This window comes from Nocardia sp. NPDC051463 (genome assembly GCF_040681975.1).
Lineage (GTDB): Bacteria > Actinomycetota > Actinomycetes > Mycobacteriales > Mycobacteriaceae > Nocardia.
Genome location: NZ_JBFBAB010000004.1, coordinates 121,967 through 143,572 on the forward strand (window position 1 = coordinate 121,967; position 21,606 = coordinate 143,572).

The 21,606-nt window shown below is 66.0% G+C and carries 19 protein-coding genes and 2 pseudogenes; 7 read left to right on the top strand and 14 right to left on the bottom strand.

Annotation, left to right across the window (positions count from 1 at the left end; translation table 11 throughout):
- Position 1 precedes the first annotated feature (1 nt).
- The 8 genes from rpsE to rplN all read right to left on the bottom strand — a co-directional run bounded on the left by rpsE (position 2) and on the right by rplN (position 3,611).
- Positions 2–664, bottom strand: coding sequence for a 30S ribosomal protein S5 (gene rpsE, locus AB0M74_RS09120; protein ID WP_364903763.1), 663 nt, complete (start codon positions 662–664; stop codon positions 2–4).
- Between the two features lie 28 nt (positions 665–692).
- Positions 693–1,100, bottom strand: coding sequence for a 50S ribosomal protein L18 (gene rplR / locus AB0M74_RS09125; protein ID WP_364903766.1), 408 nt, complete (start codon positions 1,098–1,100; stop codon positions 693–695).
- A 2-nt stretch (positions 1,101–1,102) separates the two neighbouring features.
- On the bottom strand, positions 1,103–1,642 hold the full coding sequence (gene rplF, locus AB0M74_RS09130; RefSeq protein ID WP_364903769.1) for a 50S ribosomal protein L6: 540 nt from the start codon (positions 1,640–1,642) through the stop codon (positions 1,103–1,105).
- 14 nt (positions 1,643–1,656) lie between these two features.
- The gene (gene rpsH, locus AB0M74_RS09135) at positions 1,657–2,055 is read right to left on the bottom strand and encodes a 30S ribosomal protein S8 (RefSeq protein ID WP_014981717.1); all 399 of its coding nucleotides are present in this window, start codon (positions 2,053–2,055) and stop codon (positions 1,657–1,659) included.
- A 112-nt stretch (positions 2,056–2,167) separates the two neighbouring features.
- Entirely contained in the window at positions 2,168–2,353 is a 186-nt protein-coding gene (locus tag AB0M74_RS09140) for a type Z 30S ribosomal protein S14 (protein ID WP_188829844.1), read from the bottom strand.
- Between the two features lie 2 nt (positions 2,354–2,355).
- Complete coding sequence (rplE, locus tag AB0M74_RS09145) at positions 2,356–2,922, bottom strand: 50S ribosomal protein L5 (RefSeq protein ID WP_364903773.1); 567 nt, start codon at positions 2,920–2,922, stop codon at positions 2,356–2,358.
- A 1-nt stretch (position 2,923) separates the two neighbouring features.
- On the bottom strand, positions 2,924–3,241 hold the full coding sequence (rplX, locus tag AB0M74_RS09150; protein ID WP_364903776.1) for a 50S ribosomal protein L24: 318 nt from the start codon (positions 3,239–3,241) through the stop codon (positions 2,924–2,926).
- 1 nt (position 3,242) lies between these two features.
- On the bottom strand, positions 3,243–3,611 hold the full coding sequence (rplN, locus tag AB0M74_RS09155) for a 50S ribosomal protein L14 (RefSeq protein WP_040686591.1): 369 nt from the start codon (positions 3,609–3,611) through the stop codon (positions 3,243–3,245).
- A gap of 474 nt (positions 3,612–4,085) precedes the next feature.
- Here rplN and AB0M74_RS09160 point away from each other — a divergent pair, with 474 nt between their 5' ends.
- Positions 4,086–6,002, top strand: coding sequence for a M13 family metallopeptidase (locus AB0M74_RS09160; protein WP_364903779.1), 1,917 nt, complete (start codon positions 4,086–4,088; stop codon positions 6,000–6,002).
- Positions 6,003–6,097: 95 nt separating this feature from the next.
- A complete protein-coding gene (locus tag AB0M74_RS09165; RefSeq protein ID WP_364903782.1) occupies positions 6,098–8,131 on the top strand; it encodes a M13 family metallopeptidase in 2,034 nt (677 codons plus the stop codon).
- 55 nt (positions 8,132–8,186) lie between these two features.
- On the opposite strand, the gene AB0M74_RS09170 is transcribed toward AB0M74_RS09165, so the two are convergent.
- Positions 8,187–8,855 carry a TetR/AcrR family transcriptional regulator gene (locus AB0M74_RS09170; protein ID WP_364903785.1) on the bottom strand — a complete coding sequence of 223 codons (669 nt, stop codon included), beginning with the start codon at positions 8,853–8,855 and terminating at the stop codon, positions 8,187–8,189.
- Between the two features lie 69 nt (positions 8,856–8,924).
- Between AB0M74_RS09170 and AB0M74_RS09175 the strand changes: the two genes are divergently transcribed.
- The 4 genes from AB0M74_RS09175 (at position 8,925) to AB0M74_RS09190 (ending at position 12,114) form a co-directional block, all read left to right on the top strand.
- A complete protein-coding gene (locus AB0M74_RS09175; protein WP_364903788.1) occupies positions 8,925–10,370 on the top strand; it encodes an MFS transporter in 1,446 nt (481 codons plus the stop codon).
- Positions 10,371–10,390: 20 nt separating this feature from the next.
- Positions 10,391–10,789, top strand: a complete 399-nt coding sequence (locus tag AB0M74_RS09180; RefSeq protein WP_364903791.1) for a cupin domain-containing protein — start codon at positions 10,391–10,393, stop codon at positions 10,787–10,789.
- Positions 10,790–10,870: 81 nt separating this feature from the next.
- Positions 10,871–11,065 (top strand): hypothetical protein, encoded by a 195-nt coding sequence (locus AB0M74_RS09185; RefSeq protein ID WP_364903793.1) that lies wholly within the window; start codon positions 10,871–10,873, stop codon positions 11,063–11,065.
- A 113-nt stretch (positions 11,066–11,178) separates the two neighbouring features.
- Positions 11,179–12,114, top strand: a complete 936-nt coding sequence (locus AB0M74_RS09190) for an ABC transporter substrate-binding protein (protein WP_364904145.1) — start codon at positions 11,179–11,181, stop codon at positions 12,112–12,114.
- Between the two features lie 28 nt (positions 12,115–12,142).
- Here the strand turns inward: AB0M74_RS09190 and AB0M74_RS09195 are convergent.
- The 3 genes and pseudogenes from AB0M74_RS09195 to AB0M74_RS09205 all read right to left on the bottom strand — a co-directional run bounded on the left by AB0M74_RS09195 (position 12,143) and on the right by AB0M74_RS09205 (position 15,370).
- Positions 12,143–13,929: pseudogene (locus tag AB0M74_RS09195) on the bottom strand (MFS transporter).
- A gap of 57 nt (positions 13,930–13,986) precedes the next feature.
- Positions 13,987–14,088 (bottom strand): annotated as a pseudogene (locus tag AB0M74_RS09200) (DUF6545 domain-containing protein); the annotation flags it as partial.
- Between the two features lie 154 nt (positions 14,089–14,242).
- Positions 14,243–15,370 carry an MAB_1171c family putative transporter gene (locus tag AB0M74_RS09205; RefSeq protein ID WP_364903796.1) on the bottom strand — a complete coding sequence of 376 codons (1,128 nt, stop codon included), beginning with the start codon at positions 15,368–15,370 and terminating at the stop codon, positions 14,243–14,245.
- Positions 15,371–15,511: 141 nt separating this feature from the next.
- Between AB0M74_RS09205 and AB0M74_RS09210 the strand changes: the two genes are divergently transcribed.
- On the top strand, positions 15,512–16,891 hold the full coding sequence (locus AB0M74_RS09210) for a SagB family peptide dehydrogenase (RefSeq protein WP_364903799.1): 1,380 nt from the start codon (positions 15,512–15,514) through the stop codon (positions 16,889–16,891).
- Here the strand turns inward: AB0M74_RS09210 and AB0M74_RS09215 are convergent.
- Both AB0M74_RS09215 and AB0M74_RS09220 read right to left on the bottom strand, forming a co-directional pair.
- Positions 16,866–17,969, bottom strand: a complete 1,104-nt coding sequence (locus tag AB0M74_RS09215) for a DUF6545 domain-containing protein (protein WP_364903802.1) — start codon at positions 17,967–17,969, stop codon at positions 16,866–16,868. The two genes, AB0M74_RS09210 and AB0M74_RS09215, sit on opposite strands and share 26 nt — an antisense overlap.
- A gap of 114 nt (positions 17,970–18,083) precedes the next feature.
- On the bottom strand, positions 18,084–21,605 hold the full coding sequence (locus AB0M74_RS09220) for an amino acid adenylation domain-containing protein (protein WP_364903805.1): 3,522 nt from the start codon (positions 21,603–21,605) through the stop codon (positions 18,084–18,086).
- Position 21,606: the final 1 nt, after the last annotated feature.

Below are 21,606 nucleotides of genomic sequence, written 5' to 3' on the forward strand. Positions count from 1 at the left end.
ACTACCGGCCTCCCGCTGCCTGAGCGCGTGCGCGCAGCATGCCCGCGGGGGCAACGTCCTCGAGGGGCAGACCACGACGGGCCGCGACCTCTTCCGGACGCTGCAGCATCTTGAGTGCCGCAACCGTCGCGTGCACGACGTTGATGGCGTTGTCGCTACCGAGCGACTTCGCCAGAATGTCATGGATACCAGCGCATTCCAGCACGGCGCGCGCCGCGCCGCCGGCGATCACACCGGTACCGGGCGAAGCCGGACGCAGCATGACGACACCGGCCGCCGCCTCACCCTGGACCGGGTGGGTGATGGTCGAGCCGATCATCGGGACGCGGAAGAAGTTCTTACGAGCTTCCTCGACACCCTTCTGAATGGCCGCGGGAACTTCCTTGGCCTTGCCGTAGCCGACACCGACCAGACCGTTGCCGTCACCGACGATCACGAGGGCGGTGAAGCTGAAGCGACGACCACCCTTCACGACCTTGGAGACGCGGTTGATCGCGACGACCCGCTCGAGCTGGTTCTTCTCGGCCGCGTTGTCCCGACGGTCCCCGCCACCACGACGGTCCCCGCCACCGCGACGGTCGCCGCGGCCGCCCTCGGGGCCTCCGGCTGCACCATTCTGTCCGGCGGGTCCGCTGCCGCCGTCACGCCTCTGACGTCCCGGCATCAGACGTTCCTTCCGTTGTTCTTGATCATCAGAATTTCAACCCACCTTCGCGAGCGGCGTCCGCCAGCGCGGCGATCCGGCCGTGGTAGTCGTGACCACCGCGGTCGAACACGACGGCCTCGACACCGGCAGCCTTGGCACGCTCGGCCAGCAGTGCGCCGACCTTCTTGCCCTTGGCCGACTTGTCGCCGTCCACGGCGCGCACATCGGCCTCGATCGAGGACGCGGCGGCAATGGTCTTGCCGACGGAGTCGTCGATGAGCTGTGCGTGCAGGTGACGCGAGGAGCGGTTGACCACCAGGCGCGGACGCTCGGTGGTGCCGACGACCTTCTTGCGCAGACGGAAGTGACGACGCGTCTTGGACAGTCGACGCGTGGTCGACACATCCTTGCCGCGCGGGATGCGCTTGGCCTTCTGGTTTTCGGTTTGCGCCATGATCACTTACCCGTCTTTCCGACCTTGCGGCGAACGACCTCGCCGGCGTAGCGGATGCCCTTGCCCTTGTACGGGTCGGGCTTGCGCAGTCCGTGGATCACAGCGGAGATCTGACCGACCTTCTGCTTGTCGATTCCGGACACAGAGAACTTGGTGGGCGTTTCCACCGCGAAGGTGATGCCTTCCGGGGCCTCGATCGGGACCGGGTGGCTGTAGCCGAGCGCGAACTCGAGGTTCGAGCCCTTGGCCTGCACGCGGTAACCGACGCCGAAGATTTCCATCTTCTTCTCGTAGCCCTTGGTCACACCCTCGACCATGTTCGAGACCAGGGTGCGGGTCAGGCCGTGCAGTGCACGGCTCTGGCGCTCGTCGTTCGGACGCGCGACCTCGAGCTGACCGTCCTCGCCCTTGGCGACGATGATCGGCTCGGCGACGGTGTGCGACAGGGTGCCCTTGGGACCCTTCACCGACACGTTCTGGCCATCGATGGTGACATCGACGCCCGCGGGAATTGCGATGGGCTTCTTGCCGATACGCGACATTGTCCTACCTCCCCTTACCAGACGTAGGCGAGGACTTCCCCGCCTACACCTTGCTTGGCCGCCTGGCGATCAGTGAGCAGACCGGTCGACGTGGAGATGATCGCCACGCCGAGGCCGCCCAGGACCTTGGGCAGGTTGGTGGACTTTGCGTACACACGCAGACCCGGCTTCGAGACGCGGCGCAGGCCCTGCAGGCTGCGCTCACGGCTGGGGCCGTACTTGAGGTCGACGACGAGGCTCTTGCCGACGGTCGCGTCCTCGGTCCGGTAGTCGGCGATGTAGCCCTCGCGCTTGAGGATCTCGGCGATGTTCGCCTTGAGCTTCGAGTGCGGCGCCTTCACCTGATCGTGGTACGCCGAGTTGGCGTTGCGCAGACGAGTGAGGAAGTCTGCGATCGGATCAGTCATGGTCATGTTTTTGACCGTTTACCTTTCTCGCAACGGTTCCCATGCAAGAGCCCGAAGGACTCGTGGGCCTATCACGAAGTGGGGGTTTGTTCCCGTCCGGAAGACGGAAGTTTGTCGGCTACCAGGAGCTCTTGTGCACGCCCGGCAGCTCGCCGCGGTGCGCCATCTCGCGAAGGCAGACACGGCACAGGCCGAACTTGCGGTAGACGGCGTGCGGGCGACCGCAACGCTGGCAGCGGGTGTAGGCGCGAACACCGAACTTCGGCTTGGCTTCGGCCTTGATACGCAGTGCTTTCTTGGCCATCGTCAGTTCTCCTTGAACGGGAAGCCGAGGTGCTTGAGGAGCGCGCGGCCCTCTTCGTTGTTGGTCGCGGTGGTCACGACCGTGATGTCCATACCCCGCGGACGGTCGATGGAGTCCACGTCGATCTCGTGGAACATCGACTGCTCGCTCAGGCCGAACGTGTAGTTGCCGTTGCCGTCGAACTGCTTCGGCGACAGGCCGCGGAAGTCGCGGATACGGGGCAGCGCGATGGAGACCAGGCGGTCGAGGAACTCCCACATGCGATCGCCACGCAGCGTGACCTTCGCACCGATGGGCATGCCCTCACGCAGCTTGAACTGCGCGATCGACTTGGTCGCCTTGCGGACCTCGGGCTTCTGACCGGTGATCAGTTCCAGATCCTTGATGGCGCCGTTGATCAGCTTCGCGTCACGGGCGGCGTCACCGACACCCATGTTGACGACGACCTTGACCACGCCGGGGATCTGCATCACGTTGGCGTAGTCGAACTCGCTGTTGAGCGCGTCCTTGATCTCGGCGCGGTAGCGCGCCTTCAGGCGCGGCTGAACCTTGTTCTCAGTGGTGGTCATGTCAGATGTCCTTCCCGTTGTTACGGGAGATCCGGACCCGCTTGCCGCTCTCCTCATCGGTGCGGTAACCGACACGGGTCGGCTTGCCATCGGAATCGACGACCATCACGTTCGAGACCTGGATCGGGGCTTCCTGGGTCACGATGCCGCCGGAGGAGGCGCCACGCTGGTTCGCGGAGTTCGCGACGTGCTTCTTGATCCGGTTCACGCCCTCGACCAGGATCTTGCCGGTCGCCGGGTAGGCCTGAATGACCTTGCCCTTGGCGCCCTTGTCCTTGCCCGAGATGACGAGCACGGTATCGCCCTTGTGCACCTTCATGTCAGAGCACCTCCGGGGCCAGCGAAACGATCTTCATGAACTTCTTCTCGCGCAGCTCACGGCCGACCGGGCCGAAGATACGGGTGCCACGCGGGTCGTTGTCCGCCTTGATGAGCACGGCGGCGTTCTCGTCGAACTTGATGTAGGAACCGTCCGGGCGGCGGCGCTCCTTGACGGTGCGCACGACGACGGCCTTGACGACCTCGCCCTTCTTGACGTTGCCGCCGGGGACAGCGTCCTTGACGGTGGCGACGATGATGTCGCCGATGCCGGCATAGCGACGTGACGAGCCACCGAGCACGCGGATGCAAAGGATTTCCTTCGCACCCGTGTTGTCGGCGACGCGCAGTCGCGACTCCTGCTGAATCACTTCAGCCTCCTTGACCTGGATGTATACGCACGCCGGATTGCCGACCCGACGGGCATGGTCCTGCTGCCACCCGAACGCGCGCCTGCCAGCGGTTATGTGGATCTCGATGACCCAACCACTGGGGGTTCACGGCCGGATTGCGGGCATAGCTCCCGCAGGCAACCGGTTCAGTGTAGGGGAATCCGCTGGTCATCCCAAAATCGGGTCCATTGCGACGACCCTGACATTCCGCTGTGAAACCCCCGGCGATCAGTGCTCGCGAGCCTTCTCGTTACTACCCTCGGTCCTGGCAGGATCGCCGAAAATGCCACGAGTATTCGATATCGCCGCTGGAAGAGGGGTTTCTTGAGTTCGTCTGCCGGTCCGTTCCGATTCGATCGTCGATCTTTCCTGATCGCACTCGGCGTGATTCCCGCCACCACGGTTTTGGCGTCCTGTTCGAGGGATACGACCCCGCCGCCGGCCGGGGTCGACATGAGCGGCGCCGACCGGGCGATTCGTCCGCAAGACGATCTATATCGGCACGTCAACGGGGCTTGGCTGCGCGAGTATCAGCTGCCACCGGACCGGCCGTCCTACACCTCGTTCAACGAGGTCCGCGACCGTGTCCAGCAACAGTTACGCGACATCGTCGAGGGCATTCGCGACCCGAAGCCCGGGTCGGCCGAACAGCAGATCCGTGATCTCTACGACGCCAGGCTCGATCTCGACGAGATCGAGCGACTCGGCGTCACTCCCCTGGCCGATCTGTTCGCCGCGATCGACGGCGCCGTGAGCAAGGCAGACCTCGCCCGAGTGATGGGTTCGCTACCGGTCGGCGGCCTGATCGGGCTCGGGGTCGCGGTCGACCAGAAGAACTCCGGCGACTACATCGGCACGATCCAGCAATCCGGCATAGATCCGACCATGGGCGAGCAGTACTACCGGAAACCCGAATACGCCGAGCAACTGGCGGCCTACCGAACCTATCTGGAACACATCGCCACCGGTGCCGGCTTCCCGGATCCAGCGGGTACGGCACAGCGTGTGCTCGCGCTGGAGACCAGAATCGCCGCCGGGTATTGGGACGACGTTCGGCTGCGCAATCCCGATGCCACCTACAACCTGCTCGGCTGGACCGAATTGACTTCGCTCGCACCGCAATTCGACTGGGAGCCGTGGCTGGCGGGTAGTACCGACCGGCCCAGGCGGTTGTTCGACGCGGTGGTGGTCGGTCAGCCGTCTTTCGTCATCGCGGCGGGGCAACTCTGGGCCGAGGTCGACATCGCGGACTGGCGAGAATATTTGCGTATGGCGGTGGTCAAGAAATTCGCGGGCGCACTGCCCAAAGCCATCTCCGATGCCGCCTTCGACTTCATCGGCAGGGCATTGCAGGGCCAGCAACAGCGTCAGGAGCCGTGGAAGGACGGTATCGACACCGTCGACGACACGCTCGGCCAGCAGCTCGGGAAACTCTATGTGGGCAGGTATTTTCCGCCGATCGCCAAGGAACGGGCGCAGGCGCTCGTCGCCGATCTCATGGCCGCCTATCGGGACAACTTCACCAACTCGTCGTGGATGTCGCAGGCGACCAGGGCTGCGTCGATCGCCAAACTGGACAAGATCGTCGCGAAGATCGGCTATCCGGACACCTGGATCGACTACTCCGGACTTCACATCAGCAGGGGCAAACTGATCGAATCCCTCCGCGCGGCAAAAGCTTTCGAGAACACGCGGATGTTCGCGCGACTCGGCACACCGGTCGACAGGTCCGAATGGGGCATATCGCCGCAGACGGTGAACGCCATGTACGACCCGAGCGCCAATGAGATTTCTTTCCCCGCCGCCATTCTGCAACCACCGTTCTTCGACAAGGATGCGCAGGCGGCGGTCAACTACGGCGCGATCGGCGCGATCATCGGTCACGAGATCGGTCACGGCTTCGACGACCAAGGATCGGAATACGACGCCGAGGGCAACCTGCGCGACTGGTGGACCCCGGCCGATCGGGCCGCGTTCGACGCCAAAACCGCGCAGCTCATCGCGCAGTACAACGCGCTGGTTCCGGTCGGCCTCGACCCGAGCAAGCACGTCGACGGTGCACTCACCGTCGGGGAGAACCTCGCCGACCTGCGGGGGCTGAGCATCGCGCTGGCGGCCCTGCGGATCGTGGGACAGCGCGATGGCGCCGGCGACCCCGACTACCCGACCTTGTTCCTGTCCTGGGCGCGCATCTGGCGGGACAAGTCGACCCAGCAGCGGCAGGAGCTGCGCCTGGCCATGGACGTGCACGCCCCCAATGAATTCCGATGCAATCAGGTGATCCGCAATATCCCCGAGTTCTACCGCACCTTCGGCGTCACCGCCGCAGACCGGCTTTTCCTGCCCGAGGACCAGCGGGTCACGCTGTGATCCGCCCGGCCCGCTGCGCCCGAGACAGGTAGCCTCGGGCAAGCAATATCGCGCCTGACGAGGATGCGGGACACCGCATCGGGAGAGGAATCCTCGTGACATCAACCGGTCGTCCCGGCCAGCTGGACCGTCGTGCCTTCCTGATCGCGCTGGGGGTCGTGCCGGCCGCTGTGGCGTTGGCTTCGTGCTCGAAGAGCGACACCGTGCAGCTCACCGGCGTCGATCTGGGTGGCGCCGACAACGCAATCCGACCGCAGGACGATTTGTACCGGCACGTCAACGGCAAGTGGCTGCGGGAGTACAAGCTGCCGCCGGACAAGGCCGCCGTCGGTGCGATCAGCGAGGCTTCCGACCGCACGCTCGACCAGTTGCGGGCAATCATCGAAGGCATCAAGGATCCGGAGGCGGGCTCGGAGGCGCAGCAGATTCGCGATCTCTACGACGCGCGCCTTGACCTCGACACGATCGAACGGCTCGGGATGACCCCGCTCGCCGATCTGTACGCCAAGATCGACGGCGCCGCGACCAAGCCGGATCTGGCAAAGGTGATGGCTGAACTGCCCATCTCGGGTCTGATCGGCATCGGTATCGGCATCGATCGTAAGAACTCCAACGCCTACATCCCGACCATCGGCCAGTCCGGCCTCGGTCTCAGCGAGCAGTACTACCGCAAGCCCGAGTACGCGACGCAGCTCGCGGGCTACAAGACCTACGTGGAAAAGATGGCCGCGGCCGCGGGGTTCGGCGACCCGACCGGGCTGGCGCAGCGGGTGGTCGACCTGGAGACCAAGATCGCGGCCGCGCATTGGAACAGCGTGCGCAATCGGAACACCGACGCCACCTACAACCTGATGAGCTGGTCGGAATTGACCGCGCTCGGACCGCAATTCGACTGGGACCCGTGGATGGCGGGCAATACCGACCGGCCGCGCCAGCTGTTCGACAAGATCGTGGTTTCCCAGCCGTCGTTCGTGACGGGGGCGGCGCAACTGTGGGCCGACGTCGATATCGCTGTTTGGCGGGAGTACCTGCGCACGAGCGTGACGGCGAATTTCGCCCGCTTCCTGCCCAAGGCCATCGCCGATGCGCGCTTCGATTTCGTCGGCCGGGTGCTGAGCGGGCTCGACGAACGCCCCGAGCTGTGGAAGTCGGCCGTCGGCGTCGTGGACGACAATCTCAGCGACCAGCTCGGCAAACTGTATGTCGCCGCGCACTTTCCGCCGGAGGCCAAGCAGCGCGCCAAGGAAATGGTCGCCGACCTCATGGCCGCCTACAAGGACAACTTCACCCATTCCACCTGGATGTCACAGCCGACCAGGGAAGCCTCCATCGTCAAGCTCGACAAGATCGAGGCCAGGATCGGATACCCGGACAAGTGGGACGACTACTCCGACTTGAAGATCACCCGGGACAAGTTGATCGAATCCCTGCGCGCGGTTAATGCTTTCGAGTCCAAGAAGGCCTTCAACCGGCTCGGCACCCCCGTCGATAAAACCGAATGGGGCATGGGGCCGCAGACGGTGAACGCCTACTACTCCCCGACCAATAACCAGATCACATTCCCGGCCGCCTATTTGCAGCCGCCGTTCTTCGACAAGGACGCCACCGCGGCGGTCAATTACGGCGCGGTCGGGGCCACCATCGGCCACGAGATCGGGCACGGCTTCGACGATCAGGGCGCCAAGTACGACGCCGACGGCAACCGACGCGACTGGTGGACCCCCGAGGATCTTGCCGCGTTCGAAGCCAAAACCAAGCAGTTGATCGACCAGTACAACCCGCTTGTCCCGGAGGGCCTCGACCCCAAGTACCACGTCGACGGCGCGCTCACAGTCGGCGAGAACCTCGCCGATCTGCGCGGGCTCCAGATCGCGCTGGAGGCCTACCGCATCGCGGCGAAGCGGGAAGGCAAAGAACCGGACTTCCAGCAGATGTTCTTTTCCCATGCCCGCAGCTGGCGCGAGAAGCAGACCGAGGAAGCCACCATCAGCCAGCTGCAGGACACCCACTCTCCCAGCGAATTCCGTTGCAACCAGGTGATGCGCAACCTCGCCGAGTTCTACAACACCTTCGGGGTGACGGAAGGCGACAAGTTGTTCATGCCGGAGAACCAGCGCGTCAGTTTCTGAGCGCTCCGAGGTTATCCACCATCCCGACCAGCAGCCCGGCCGCAGTGCCGGGCTGCTAGCTTTTGCCGTCGGCGAGTAGACCGTCGACCAGGGCTCGCAGACCGTATTCGAAGGTGTCCACAGCAGTGAGCTCGACCCAGCGCGGGCCGAGAGCGGCTAAGCGCGGCAGGGTTTCGGGGTCGAGGTCGGCGAAGACCGATTCGCGGTAGGTGGCACGGTTTTCGGTGGCTCGGCGTTCGGACTTGGCACGAACAATGAGCTCGCCCGCGGTGTAGTGCCAGATCACGCGGTAGGCATGCACGGCTCGGTCGGGGCCGAGGCCGCTCGCGATGGCGGCATCGATGATTGTTTCGCTGATCCAGAGCGCCGAGACGCCGAACAGGTCGTCGGAGACGAGCACGTCGACGATCCAGGAACGTGCGGCAAGCACCTCGTGCATTGCCTTGGCGGCGACCAGGATTCGCTCACGTGGCGCGTCCGGCAGCGGCGGCCAGACCACTTGGTCGGCGTAGTCGTTCAGTAGCAGCCGCAGCAGGTCTTCCTTGTCGTGCACGTGGTGGTAGAGCGCCATCGGTGTGCAGGCGAGTTCCGTGGCGAGACGACGCATCGTCAGCTTCTCGACACCATCGGCGTCAATGACCGCGTGGGCTGCGGCGAGGATCTCCGGCAGGGAGATGCGCGGGGGCCTTCCGGTGCGGTTGTGCTGCGGCGATGGGTTCGGCATGGGGTCCATCATCGCCCATCGCCGGACGGATGTGTGGACAAGGGATCGCTGCGCGGTTAGTTTTTATACGTGTATAAAAACTTGAGTGGGCGGCCAGGAGTCGCCTTGGCGGCCGTGGCCGTCGCGCAGTTCATGGTGGCCCTCGACATGGCGGTCGTGAATGTCGCACTGCCTGCGATCCGCGCCGATCTGGGGTTCGCGCCGCTCGATCTGGCCTGGGTGGTGCATATCTACGCGCTGACCTTCGGCGGGTTTCTACTGCTGGGCGGCAAAGCCTGCGATCTGTTCGGACGGCGAAGGCTGTTCGCCGCAGGGCTGATCGTCTTCGGAATCGCCTCGATGGCAGGAGGTTTCGCGCAGGCGCCGTGGCAGCTGGTGGCCGCGAGGGCCGTGCAGGGCATCGCGGCGGCGGGCGTCGCACCGGCCGCACTCGCCACCCTGACCACCACCTTCACCGAAGGACCCGCCCGGCTGCGAGCGCTGGGCGTGTGGAGCGCGGTGAATGCCGCGGGCGGCGCGATGGGGGTGCTGGTCGGCGGACTGCTGACCGAATATGCGAACTGGCGCTGGGTAATGCTGATCAATATCCCGATCGTCGCGATCGCACTCGCGGCAGTGGCGGCGGGCGTGGCAACCGATCGGCGCCGGCACGCCGCAGGCCGCCTCGACGCGCTCGGCGCAGTGCTCGCGACCGCGGGCATCGGCCTGCTCGTGATCGGCGTGGTACGCACCGATCGCTACGGCTGGACCTCGGGTGTCACGATTGCCACGCTGAGCGCGAGCATCATCGTGCTGGCCTGCTTCCTTGTGGTCGAGGCACGGGTTGCCACTCCCCTCGTTCGCCTCGGACTGTTCCGCAGTCGCTGGGTCACCGGCGCGAACCTCTTCGTATTCCTCGCCGCCGCAGGACAATTCTCCGCTTTCTACCTGGTGTCGCTGTATATGCAGCAGGTGTTGGGGATGAGCGCGGGCGCGACGGGCGCGGCCTTCCTGCCGTTCTCACTGACCGTGATCATCGGGACGGTGGTCGCCACCCGGGTCGGCGCGCGACGCTCACCCAAGAGCGCGCTCATCGGCGGCGGTCTGCTCACTGCCGCGGGCATCGGCTGGTTCGCGTTGATCAGCCCCGACGGCAGCTTCGTCACCGACGTGCTCGGCCCCTCACTGGTCGGCGGGTTCGGCCTCGGACTGTGCCTGGCTCCGGTCGCCGCCGCCGCGACCATGGGCGTCGCGGGACCAGAAGCGGGCATGGCGTCGGGCGTGTTCAACAGCGCACGACAACTCGGCGGCAGCGTCGGTGTCGCCGCACTGGCCACCATCGCCGCGAGCCGCTCCGGCGCCCGCCTCGATCCCATCGGCCTCAACGACGGTTACGCGCTCGCACTCGGCATCGCCGCACTCGTGTTCGGCACCGCCGCCCTTGTCGCCGCCGTGGTCCTGCCCGCCGCCCGGCCCGACTCGACCGTCACCCCGAAAGTGCCTCTGCACGAAGAACTCTCCCCCACACGTCCATAGCAGTAACCGAGGAGGAACCCATGACCCAGACACCGATCGACCTGTTCGACAGCGGCCTGCACTTTCGCCCGGACGGCCACGTGCGCACGGGTGAACGTCGAATGAGCACCGGCTCTGACGGCTGGCAGCTCGCCACATTCCACGTCGAGACCAACGCCGATGTGCACGCCGACCACTGGGAGGTCCACCCGTCCTCCGAAGAGGCGGTGTGCTGCCTATCCGGCGCGATGCGCTTGTACCTGCGACCGCAACATCCCGGCGACGAGGAGACCCAGGTCCATCTGACCTCCGGCACGGCTTACGTTGTGCCACGTGGCCGTTGGCACCGCATCGAACTCGACCAGCCCTCCGACATCATGTCGATCGGGCTGCGCGACGGCACCCGTCGAGAACCGGTCGCCAGATCGGAAGCCGAGTAGCTTTCGGAAGTACTGCGAGAACGACAGATATCCCACTGACTATCGAACGAGGTCCGCGAAGCCGATCTCGCCGAGCACGACATGCTCGAGCTGCAGGAATCCATCGCGATGCAGCCGGTGCAGCCGATACTCGGCGGCATGCGCGTCGAGCCTGAACTCGCGGACCTCTTCGATGTCGTACTTGGTGTCGAGCCCGACGACCAGGTAGAGCGGAATACCCGCCCGGGCATACTGTGCCTTCTTGTCCAGCAGGTCTTCTGCCGGGTGGCGGCCTAGGCTGACTCGAACTGGCGCCGTCCGGGCAAGCCGATCGGGGACGCGCCTCGACGAAAGGGGCGATGATGAGGTCTGTTCGGGTACCTCGCGGCTGGGTCTTGGCTGTGGCTGCCATGCTGGCGGGTGTGGCGACCCTCGGTGTCGTCATCTGGGGATCGCTGAGTGACGGTGCGGAGCCGGGCGGGAGCGAGCCGGTCACCATCGCCCACGCGCGCGGCACCACCACTATCGATGGGGTGCCTAAAAGGCTTGTCGCCCTGGGCAATCAATGGATGGATGCCGCCTTGGCACTCGGGGTGACTCCGGTCGGATATATCGACACCGCCGCGACGGTGCCCAACTCGCCCCCGCCCTGGGAGCCCGACTCGCTGAGTTCCGCGCAGGCGTTGAACACCACCGGCAATATCGCCGCGCAGGCCGCGGCGCTGGAACCGGATCTGATCCTCGTGGACGGACTGCTCGCTGACCAGAGGTTTTACGACGAGTTGGCCAAGATCGCACCGACACTGCCCGCGCTCAGCAACGAGGCGGTCGCACCATGGCGCGACCAGGTGACCGCACTTGGTGCGGCGCTGCGCAGAACCGATCGGGCGACCAAGGTAATCGCCGATGTGGACAAGAAGGTCGAGACCATCACGCAGGCCAACCCCGGACTGCGGGGCAAGACCGTCGCGAGCACCTGGCTGGCGAGCCCGGCCCAGCTGATAGTGCACACCGACCCGAACACTGTCTCCGGCCAGATTTTCACCCAGCTCGGCCTCGGTATTCCGGAGAATCTCGCCGACCAACCGGCCAGTCAGGGCAGGCTGGCGCTGACACCGGAACGCGTCGACGAGCTCACCGCGGATTTGCTGCTGGCCGGCTACTCCCCCGGTATGGACGAGACCTATCGTCAGCTGCCGGGTTTCCGTGAGCTGCCCGCGGTGAAGAAGGGCGCTGTCGCCTTCCTGACCATTCAGGAGCTCGGCGGCGTCAACCAGCCGACCGCGCTGTCGGTGCCATATCTCCTCGACAAGCTGCGGCCCGCGTTCGCCAACGCCGCCAAGTAGGCCACCGAGTAAGCGTGCCCGCGCAGCGTCAGCGGACCGGGACCGGCACCGGGACCTCGGCCTCCGCGGCCGCCTCGGCGAGCTCGACGCCCTCGTCGTGGACGTACTTGTCGCCCGCGAAATAGGAGGCCGCGGCGGCGAGGAACATCATCACGGCCGCCGCGACGAACACGACGATCAGACCGGAGTGGAACGGCCCGGTGAGCAGATGCGGGAAGAACTCCTGGCCGGTCAGGGTGCCGGCGTCGACACCGGCTTACTCAATTCGCCGGAGGGTCCGAGCAATTCCTGGATCGGGTTGAAGCCGAGGAAGGCGGCGAACATGCTGGCCACCGGGGGCATACCGGCGAGCTGGGCGGCCGCGTCGGCCGAGACTCCCTGCGCGCGCAGCCCGGAGTCGAGCGCCGCGGGCAGGCCGGTGGCGAGTCCGACGACCATGAGGGAAAAGAAGATTCCCATGGACAGGGCGTTGCCACCGTTGAACAGCGTGCCGCGCATGCCGGAGGCGGCGCCGCGCTGGGCGGCGGGCACGCTGGACATGATCGCGGCGGTGTTCGGCGAGAAGAACAACCCGCTGCCGATTCCGTTGATCAAGATGATCACGGCGAACAGCCAGTAGTCGAAGTCGACCGGGATCACCAGCAGCAACAGAAAGGTCAGCCCCGCGATCACAGCACCGCCGGTGGTGAACAGCCTGGCGCCGTAGCGATCCGACAGCCAGCCCGAAAGCGGTCCCGCGGCAAGGAATCCCACGGTCAGCGGCAGCAGGTAGATACCTGCCCACAGCGGCGTCGATGCGAAGTCGTAGCCGTGCAACGGCAGCCAGACGCCCTGCAACCAGATGATCAGCATGAACTGCATGCCGCCGCGGCCGATGGAGACCATGAGATTGGCGAAGTTACCGAGGCCGAACGCCCGGTTGCGGAACAAGGCCAGATCGAACATCGGATCGGCGATCCGACTCTCCACCACACAGAACACTCCGAGCAGCACGATGCCGCCGATCACCGCAGAAAGCACCCACGGGCTGTACCAACCCGTGGCATGCCCACCGTAGGGCTGAATGCCATAGGTGATGCCGGTCAGCAGCGCGGTCAAGCCGAGCCCGAAGAGGACGGTGCCCGCCCAGTCCACCGCGCCTGCCGCGCGCACACCGACCTCGTGCAGCGACCGATAGGACCAGATCGCGCCGAGGATGCCGATCGGGACGCTCACCCAGAACACCGCGCGCCAGTCCCACTCCGACAGCACGCCGCCGATAAGGAGGCCGAGGAACGAACCGGCCACCGCGGCGACCATATTGATGCCGAGCGCGGTGCCGCGCTGATTCGACGGGAAGGCGTCGGTCAGGATCGCCGAGGAGTTGGCCATGAGCATGGCACCACCGACGCCCTGCACGACCCTCCAGACGATGATCCACATCGCCCCTGCCCCGCCGTCCCATGGATCGAAGGACAGCGCGATCGCACAGAGTGCGAACACCGCGAAGCCGAGGTTGTAGATGCGCACGCGTCCGAAGATGTCGCCGAGCCGCCCGAACATCACCACGAGCACGGCTGTCACCAGCAGGTACCCCATCAGAATCCAGAGCAGGTAGCCGACATTTCCCGCATCGAGCGGGTTGAGACCGATGCCGCGGAAGATGGCGGGCAGCGAGATCAGCACGATCGAGGAATTGATCGCGGTGAGCAGCACGCCGAGGGTGGTGTTGGTGAGGACGATCCACTTGTAGCGCGGATGGTCCCGGTCGTAGCGCAACCGACGGCGGATGGTTCGGACATCGCCGAGGTCGAGATCGGTGGATGGATTCGTCACAGCGGCCCCTTGCAGAAATATTAGCTCCGCAAACTATATAATTAGCTGATGTAACGATCAAGGGGGTGCCTCGCTCGGACCCTGGACTGCCGAGGACAGCACGACTTCCGGAACCGCCATTGCCAGGTCCTCCCACAGCGGATACAGGCGGCGGCGCCACCGAGCCGCGCGGTCTCACCCGGCCCGGGCGAGCAGGCCCAGATGCGGTTGATCAGGCGATCCATGTTGGTGTGGTGCACGAAGATCCATCGACCGACGGTAACGACCGCAGCAATTGCAGTGATCGTTGCCATCAGCGGAGCAAGCACCGAATTCATCGTCGACGACAGTAATCGGCGCTCGACCCCACCGGCCGATAACTGGTGGCCACAGCTGCTCCGCTACCGCGGGCTCGCGGCCAGCTGCGCGCCAGCTCGAGCAGGTGGTCGAGTTCCGCGGTGAGATCACGGTCGACCTGGGGCGTGCGGTGCCGTACGGGCACGGCCGGAATCGGGATGGCGCGCTGCGTCTTTTCGTACGTCGCGCGCGCGATCTGCAGGGCGTAGTCATCGATGCGCTGCTCGGACCGAGCGTCGAGGGCGACGTAGTGCTGCAGATGCGTGAGGGCGTCGCGGATCTCTACGACCATACGATAGAGCCTGGACTCCGGATCACGCCGACTCTCGGCGGCGGGCGTCAGCACGACCTCGGGGACCGCGCTGGTCAGGTCCCGCCAGAGCGGTTGCAAGGTGCGCAGATCGCGCCCGGTGCGATCCAAGCCGCCGCGCGCAAGCAACGCCCCGACCAGCGGGATCGTCGTCAGCACGGTCACCATGACGAGCGTGACGCAGGAGGGCACCGTCCAATACGGCCCCGGGCTGGTGATCGGTTCGCCGCGCAGTACGTCGAGGCCGCTGACGAACGCGCTGTAGAACGAGAAGGTCGCGGCGACGAGCAGCGCGACGAACGCAGCACGCGCGCGTCGAGTGGAGTCCCCCGCACGAATCTCGCGCACACAGGCGCGAATCACGTGCGCGGCGGACAGCATCGCAGGCGCGTTGACAACGAGCCACACCACCACCGACCCGAATCCCGGCTCGGCGGGATCGCCGGGCCTTCCGATGCTCACGACCACAGCCGCTGCGGGCATCGCGAGCAGGTTATAGATCCGCTGCCGCTGCCCGACCGTGCCGGGGTCGGCCCCGTTGAACAGCCGGACCAGGCCGTACAGGTTCGCGGCGACCATCACTCCACAACCGAGGAAGATCCGATAAGTCGGCTCGGCGAATGCGGTACCGGCGCCCAGCTCCTCGATCACTGCCGAGACCACGGTCCAGCTCAGCACCCGATTGAGCAGCCGGTTGGCCGCTGTGTCGTTGACGAGAAGCCAGCGCCCGAACACAACAGCGCAAACGAACGCCAGGGTTGGCACCGTCAGCAAGGCGGGTGCAGGCGTTGTCATCGGCCTCCAACCCGCCCTTTCCTCCAGAATTCAAGATAGGCTAGCCTTGGCTTACCCGTCTGTGCCGCGTATACGAACACTCGACCACGCCGAGCATGCCGTGCCAGATAGTTCCTGCTCGACCAACGGAGGTTAGCGGTTTTGCCCGCCGTCACATATCCCGACCAGACCAGATTCGCGCTACGTGACGGTGTCACCTGCCTGACCACACCGGCCGGGGCGGTGCTGCTGAATCCGCCGCGCAACGAAAAACTCACGGGACTGGCCGCCGGTCAGCTACAGGCGCTCAAGACCTTGAACCGGGGACCTGCCACGGTCTCCGAAATGACCGCCGCCGCAGGCGGTGACGACGTCGCGGGGCTGATGGACCGTCTCGCCGACGGCGGATGGCTGGCGGTGACGGTCCGAGACGGCGGACGCGATCTCTACACGATCCGACCGTTCGGGCGTCCGGCCCCACGCCCGACGACCCCAGTCCCCTGGTCGGCGACGTTGTCGAAATTCGCGGTACTGCATCGGGACTCGAGGGGTTTCGTGCTCGAACATCCCCGCGCGTGGTGTGATCTGCGCATCCATGACCTGCGGCTGCTCGCGCTGCTCGACGGGCTCGGCGCGGCGGAAGTCAATGTGCCGATCGCCGTCAAATCACAGTTCACCGAGGATCTGCACTGGTGCGGTTTCCTGGTCCGCGACGAGGATGCCGAGGACCGCGAATTCAGCACCCGCAGTTGGAGTCTGCCCGATCTCTGGTTCCATCGTCGTAGCACGCTCGGCGAGCGTGTGGTGACCTGGGAACACTTCGGGCCGACGAAATGGGCGAAAGGCCAGTTCCCGCAGCCGCCCGCACGCAAGCCGAACTACCCGGGCGAGCCGATCGCACTTCCGACGCCCGACCTGGCAGCAAAACGCCTCGAAGATCCCCCGCTGACCGCAGTGCTCGAGGACCGGGTATCGACACGAGCCTTCGATGACGAGAATCCGATCACGCTCGGCCAGTTGGCCGAACTGCTGTACCGCACCGCACGAACCCGCAGTACCCGGTCCGAAACCGAAGGTGAGGAACTGGTTTCGCGGCCCTACCCGTCGGGCGGCGGTGTCTACGAGCTCGAGCTCTACCCCGTGGTGCGCAATGTCGCGGGACTGGAACCCGGGATGTATCACTACGATTCGTTCGACCACGCGCTGCGGCCCGTCGCCGCCGCGAATTCGCCCGAGGTATCGCGGCTGTTGAAATCCACCTCGGCAACCCTGGCCGACGGCGCCGATCCGCAGGTACTGCTCATCATGGCGGCGCGCTCGGGACGGGTCATGTGGACGTACGAGCAGGTGGCCTATTCCGCCATGCTCAAACATGTCGGCGTACTCATGCAGACGATCTATCTGGCAGCGACGGCCATGGGCCTGGGCGCGTGCGCCCAAGGGTTCGGCGATACCGCCGCTTTCGCCACCGCCGCAGGGGTGGACGAACTGGAGGAGTGCAGCGTCGGCAGCATGATCATAGGGTCCCCTGCGACGCACTGACCCGCGGAATCCGGTCGGTTGCGCGCTTGGTCTTCGGCCACTGCCTGGCCAGCTCCAGCAGATGACGCGATTCCAGCTCGCGGCGCACCGCCGAGGTGGCACCGGTGGCGGCAACGGGCGCGGTGGGCAGCGCCGCCTGCGCGTTGTCGACGAAACGTAATGTGCGGGAGCGGATGTCATCGAGGTCGGCATCGGACCCTGGGACCTGCCTGCGCAGATGCAGCAGCGCGTCACGGATCTCGATCGTCATCCGGTAGCGACGCTCCGCCGGACCCTGGTGGATCGCGTCCCGCGGAGCCAACGCGATATGCGGCACCGCGGCGGTGAGATCGGCCCACAGCGGGTGCAACCTCCGGCAATGGCGACTGTCACGGTCCCAGCCGATGCGCACCAACAGCATTCGCACCAGTGGGATGCCGAGTAGCGCCACGATGAGGGCGAAGAAGACGAAACCACCGAGTGCCCAGCCCGCCCCCGCATCCTCCGGCGAAATCCCCCGGCAATATCGCACCAGCAGGATCGCGGCGTAAACAATCCAGAAGGACGCGACGCCGAGCAGGCAGGCGTAGGCGGTCCGTTCCGAAGGCGGCGAGTCGGTGCACCGTATTTCGCGGAAACTCGCACGCATGACCAGAAACCCGGACAGGGCGAGCGGCAGACACGACAGCGCCATGCCGAGGCTCTGCCCGTGTGTCGCGGTCGCCGCGGAGACAAGGTGCAGCTCGGCCGCCACCTTGATCAGCAGCGTCAGCCCGGCGCCGGTCAGGGCGACAAGGTCATATCGGCGTTGCCTTCGGCGAGTATGCACCGGATTCGCCCCGTCGGCCAGGCGCGCGACCCCGTAGATGCTCGCGACGGTCAGGAATCCGACCACCGCGCCCACCGAGGTGGCAACACCGGCCAGCCGGCTTCCCGTCGTCACGATCCCGAGCAGCATCCCGGCACCCGCAAGACCCAACGCCCGATTGATCAGCCGGTCGGTCCCACTGTCGTTGACCAATTTCCACCGCAGCGCCGCCACCAGCACGGCCGAGGCCGTAATCCCCACCGCCGGAGCGGTGGGGATTGCCACGGTCATCACCGCGTGCCTCGATCGGCATGCCGGGCGGCCCAGCTGCGTTCGGTCGCGGTCGGCTTTCTCATTGGTCGAACGATAGAGCCTCCACGAAACCGTTCGGCTCGCCCACCGCCGCTATGCCTCGGCCATGACCTCCGCGTCGGTCATCGCCGCGACCTCGAGATAGAGGCGCGCGACCACAGCCAGCCGGCCCGGGTTGCCACGGTCGGCTTCCCGTCGGCCGAGGCGCTCGGCCAACCGCGCGATGGTACGCGTCGCGAACATATCGGCGACCAACGCGTGGTCGGCCTCCAGCCATTCCCGTACCCGAGCGATGACGGTGGTGGCGAGCACGGAATCACCACCGAGACCGAAGAAATCATCGTGCACGCCGATCGAATCGACGCCGAGCACCCCGGCAACGATATCGGCGAGTGCGGACTCGATGTCGTTGCGCGGAGCGCTGTTGGCGCCATCGCCCGCACCGGGTTCCAAGAGCGCGATCACGGCCCTGCGGTCCAGCTTGCCGTTCTCGGTCAGCGGCAGCTGCTCGAGGAATTCGACCCTGGTCGGAATCATGTAGCCGGGCAACAGATCCGCGAGCACGGCCGTGATATCACCGATCTCACCCTCAGCGCACGCGACGGCGGCGACCAGCTTGGGCGCGCTCGCGCCGACCACCGCGGCGACCGCATGCCGGACACCGGGCACCGTGCGCAAGGCGCTCTCCACCTCGCCGAGCTCGACCCGGTAGCCCCGGATCTGCACCTGATGATCGGCACGGCCCAGGAATTCGATGGTGCCGTCCGGCCAGTACCGGGCCATATCGCCGGTTTTGTACCACCGGATGCCGTCGTACTCGACGAACTTCTGGGCAGTGCGCTGCGGATCGTTGCGGTATCCGGCCGCGACATTCGCACCGCCGACCCAGAATTCGCCTGGCACCCAATCCGGGCAGTCACGGCCTGTTTGCGAGACAACCCGGCACCGGACATTTCGCAGCGGAACGCCGAATGGCACGGTCGCCCACTGCGCGGGCGGTTCCCCGACGACCTCGCAGATGGTGTTGTGGATGGACGTCTCGGTCGCACCGCCGAGTCCGGAGAACCGGCAGCCCGGCACCTGCGCGGCCAGCCTGCGGGCAAGATCGGCACCGACCCAGTCGCCGCCGAGGGTCACTGCCCGCAGCGAATCACCCAGCTCGTCGCCGCCGATCACCAACACCATATCGAGCATGCTCGGCACACAGTTCAGGATCGAAACCCGGTGGTGGCGTAGCAGTTCGACCCACCGGGTCGCTTCGGCGCGCTGCTGCGGATCGACCGCGACGAGTGAGCCGCCCACCGAGAACATGCCGAAGATGTCGTATACCGAGGCGTCGAACTCCAGGGCGGACAGCGCCAGTACGCGATCGGCGCTGCCGACATCGAACCAGTCGTTCACCGCGTCGATGGTGTTCATCGCCCCTCGATGCGGCACGTCCACGCCTTTGGGCGCACCGGTCGAACCCGAGGTGAAGATCACGTAAGCGATGTCACCGGTGTCGGGGAAGACCGGGGCGGTCAACGGATGTGGGTAGTCGCGTGCGGCGGCGATGGTCAGGCACGGGATCGGTACGCCCATGTCCACGCCGTCGGCGGTCAGCGCCGCGATAACCGCTCCGGTACGGAGGATTTCGGCGCGCCTGCCGACCGGCTGATCGAATCCGATCGGCACGTAGGTGGCGCCGGCCGCGAGTACGCCGAGCACCGCGAGAATCTGGTCCCGGCCCTTCGGCAGCTGCACGGCGACCACATCACCGGGCTGCACACCCTCCGCGCGCAATGCGCCCGCGACAGCGAGTGCGTCCGCGGCCAGCCGACCGTAACTCCAGCTACCCTCGTCGGCTCCGAGGCCCCACACCACGGCGGGCGCAAGCGGATTCGCCGCGGCGTGCTCGAAAAAGCCCTGATGCAGACAACGGCCGCTGACCGGTCCGTCTGTCGCGTTGACCGACGCCCTGACCTCGGCCTGAGCGATCGGCAATCGCACCGAGGCCTCCGCGTTCCAGCCCGCGTCCCCGTCGCCGAGGCGTCCGATCGCCTGGGTGTACCTGGCGAACATCGCATCGATCATGCCGGCCGGAAACGCCGATTCGCGAACGTCCCAGTTGAGCAGCAGGCCGCCACGCACCTCGGTGACCTGGGCATCCAGCAGTACCTGCGGCCCCTGCGAAATGATCCACACCGGCTCGCCGAAGGTTTCGGTGACCCGATTGGCGAACAGTTCGCCCAGGTTCAGCGCACTGGTGTAGACGACGGGAGCCAGCACCGGCTCGCCGCGGTGCCTGCCGAGATCGCGCAGCACCTCGAGTCCGGAATAAGCAGTGTGAGCACCACTCTCGTGCATACCGCGCTGCAGCGCGCGGGCACGCTCGGTGACCGACATGTTCTCGGTGACATCGACCTCGAGCATGATCGAGGAGGTGAAGTCGCCGATGACCCTATCGATCTCGGGGTGCACCGGTTCCCGGTGGAACAGCGGCACATTCAACAGAAATCGGCTCTGTGCCGACCAATTGCCTATCGTTTCGGCGAATACCGCGGCCAATGCCATCGCCGGGGTGATGCCGCGCTGATGCGCCGCGGTCAGTAGGCGCTGCTTGGCCTCCGGCGCGAGCCAGTGGTCGTAGCGGACGGTGCGGTGCGGTGCACTACGGTCACCGACCGGAACGGTCGGCAGCTCCGGTGCGCCCGGCAGTTCCGGCAGCCGCCGCTGCCACCACTCGCGGTCCCGTCGGTGCGCGGCGGCATCCGCCGGGCGTTCGGTGCGATAACGCTGGTAGCTGTAGCCGGGCGCGGCCACGGTCGCGCCGTGATAGAGCTCGGCCAGTTCGGAAATCAGCACGCGGTAGCTCATCGCGTCACCGGCGAGCATGTCGACATCCAGATGCAGCCGGGTGCTGTTCTCCCCGCGCAGCGTCAGCGTGATGTCGATGACCTGGCCGTCCTCGATGGCGAGGCGCTGATGAGTCTTCCGATCGCGTAACTCGGCCAACGCTGCCGCTGCCGCGTCCGGCCCCAGTGCCCGCAGATCCTCCACCGCGAATACGGGCCTGCCCGGCGCAGGCATGGTCTGCTGGGTTCCGTCCGGCAGGAACCTGGTGCGCAGCATCGGATGCACCGCGACGAGGTCGGCCACCGCGCGTTCCAGCCGAACCGGATCGATACGGCCGCCGTCGAATTCGACGTAGAGGTGGGCGGCGACGCCACCGAGCTCCTGCTCGTCCGAACGACCGATCCAGTACGCGTGCTGCATGGTGGCGAGTGGGAAAGCACCGTCGTCGTCCACGGTCGGCTGCCCGGCCGCCGCAGCGTCGTCCAGCTCGATATCCGGTGTCGCCTGCGCGACCTGCGGCGGCTGCTCGGCTCCCAGCAGGCCGTACCAGGACTGCACCGTCGGGCTGGCGACGAGCTGAGCGAAATTGATATCAGCGCCTCGCTTGCGCCAGCCGCCCGCCAGCTTCATGGTGCGGATCGAGTCGAGTCCCAACTGGATGAGGTCGTCGTGATCCGCGATCTCACCGACCGAGATCCCGAGCTGACCGGCTACCGCGGACCGGATCTCGTCCTTGTCGATGTTTGCCCGGCTGTCGCCGGACGATAGCGCCGACTCCATT

Coding starts and splice junctions, on each gene's coding strand:
- rpsE (WP_364903763.1), bottom strand. CDS start 664: ATGCCGGGACGTCAGAGGCGTGACGGCGGCAGCGGACCCGCCGGACAG.
- rplR (WP_364903766.1), bottom strand. CDS start 1,100: ATGGCGCAAACCGAAAACCAGAAGGCCAAGCGCATCCCGCGCGGCAAG.
- rplF (WP_364903769.1), bottom strand. CDS start 1,642: ATGTCGCGTATCGGCAAGAAGCCCATCGCAATTCCCGCGGGCGTCGAT.
- rpsH (WP_014981717.1), bottom strand. CDS start 2,055: ATGACCATGACTGATCCGATCGCAGACTTCCTCACTCGTCTGCGCAAC.
- AB0M74_RS09140 (WP_188829844.1), bottom strand. CDS start 2,353: ATGGCCAAGAAAGCACTGCGTATCAAGGCCGAAGCCAAGCCGAAGTTC.
- rplE (WP_364903773.1), bottom strand. CDS start 2,922: ATGACCACCACTGAGAACAAGGTTCAGCCGCGCCTGAAGGCGCGCTAC.
- rplX (WP_364903776.1), bottom strand. CDS start 3,241: ATGAAGGTGCACAAGGGCGATACCGTGCTCGTCATCTCGGGCAAGGAC.
- AB0M74_RS09160 (WP_364903779.1), top strand. CDS start 4,086: ATGAGCGGCGCCGACCGGGCGATTCGTCCGCAAGACGATCTATATCGG.
- AB0M74_RS09170 (WP_364903785.1), bottom strand. CDS start 8,855: ATGCCGAACCCATCGCCGCAGCACAACCGCACCGGAAGGCCCCCGCGC.
- AB0M74_RS09180 (WP_364903791.1), top strand. CDS start 10,391: ATGACCCAGACACCGATCGACCTGTTCGACAGCGGCCTGCACTTTCGC.
- AB0M74_RS09185 (WP_364903793.1), top strand. CDS start 10,871: ATGCTCGAGCTGCAGGAATCCATCGCGATGCAGCCGGTGCAGCCGATA.
- AB0M74_RS09190 (WP_364904145.1), top strand. CDS start 11,179: ATGCTGGCGGGTGTGGCGACCCTCGGTGTCGTCATCTGGGGATCGCTG.
- AB0M74_RS09205 (WP_364903796.1), bottom strand. CDS start 15,370: ATGACAACGCCTGCACCCGCCTTGCTGACGGTGCCAACCCTGGCGTTC.
- AB0M74_RS09215 (WP_364903802.1), bottom strand. CDS start 17,969: ATGACCGTGGCAATCCCCACCGCTCCGGCGGTGGGGATTACGGCCTCG.
- AB0M74_RS09220 (WP_364903805.1), bottom strand. CDS start 21,605: ATGGAGTCGGCGCTATCGTCCGGCGACAGCCGGGCAAACATCGACAAG.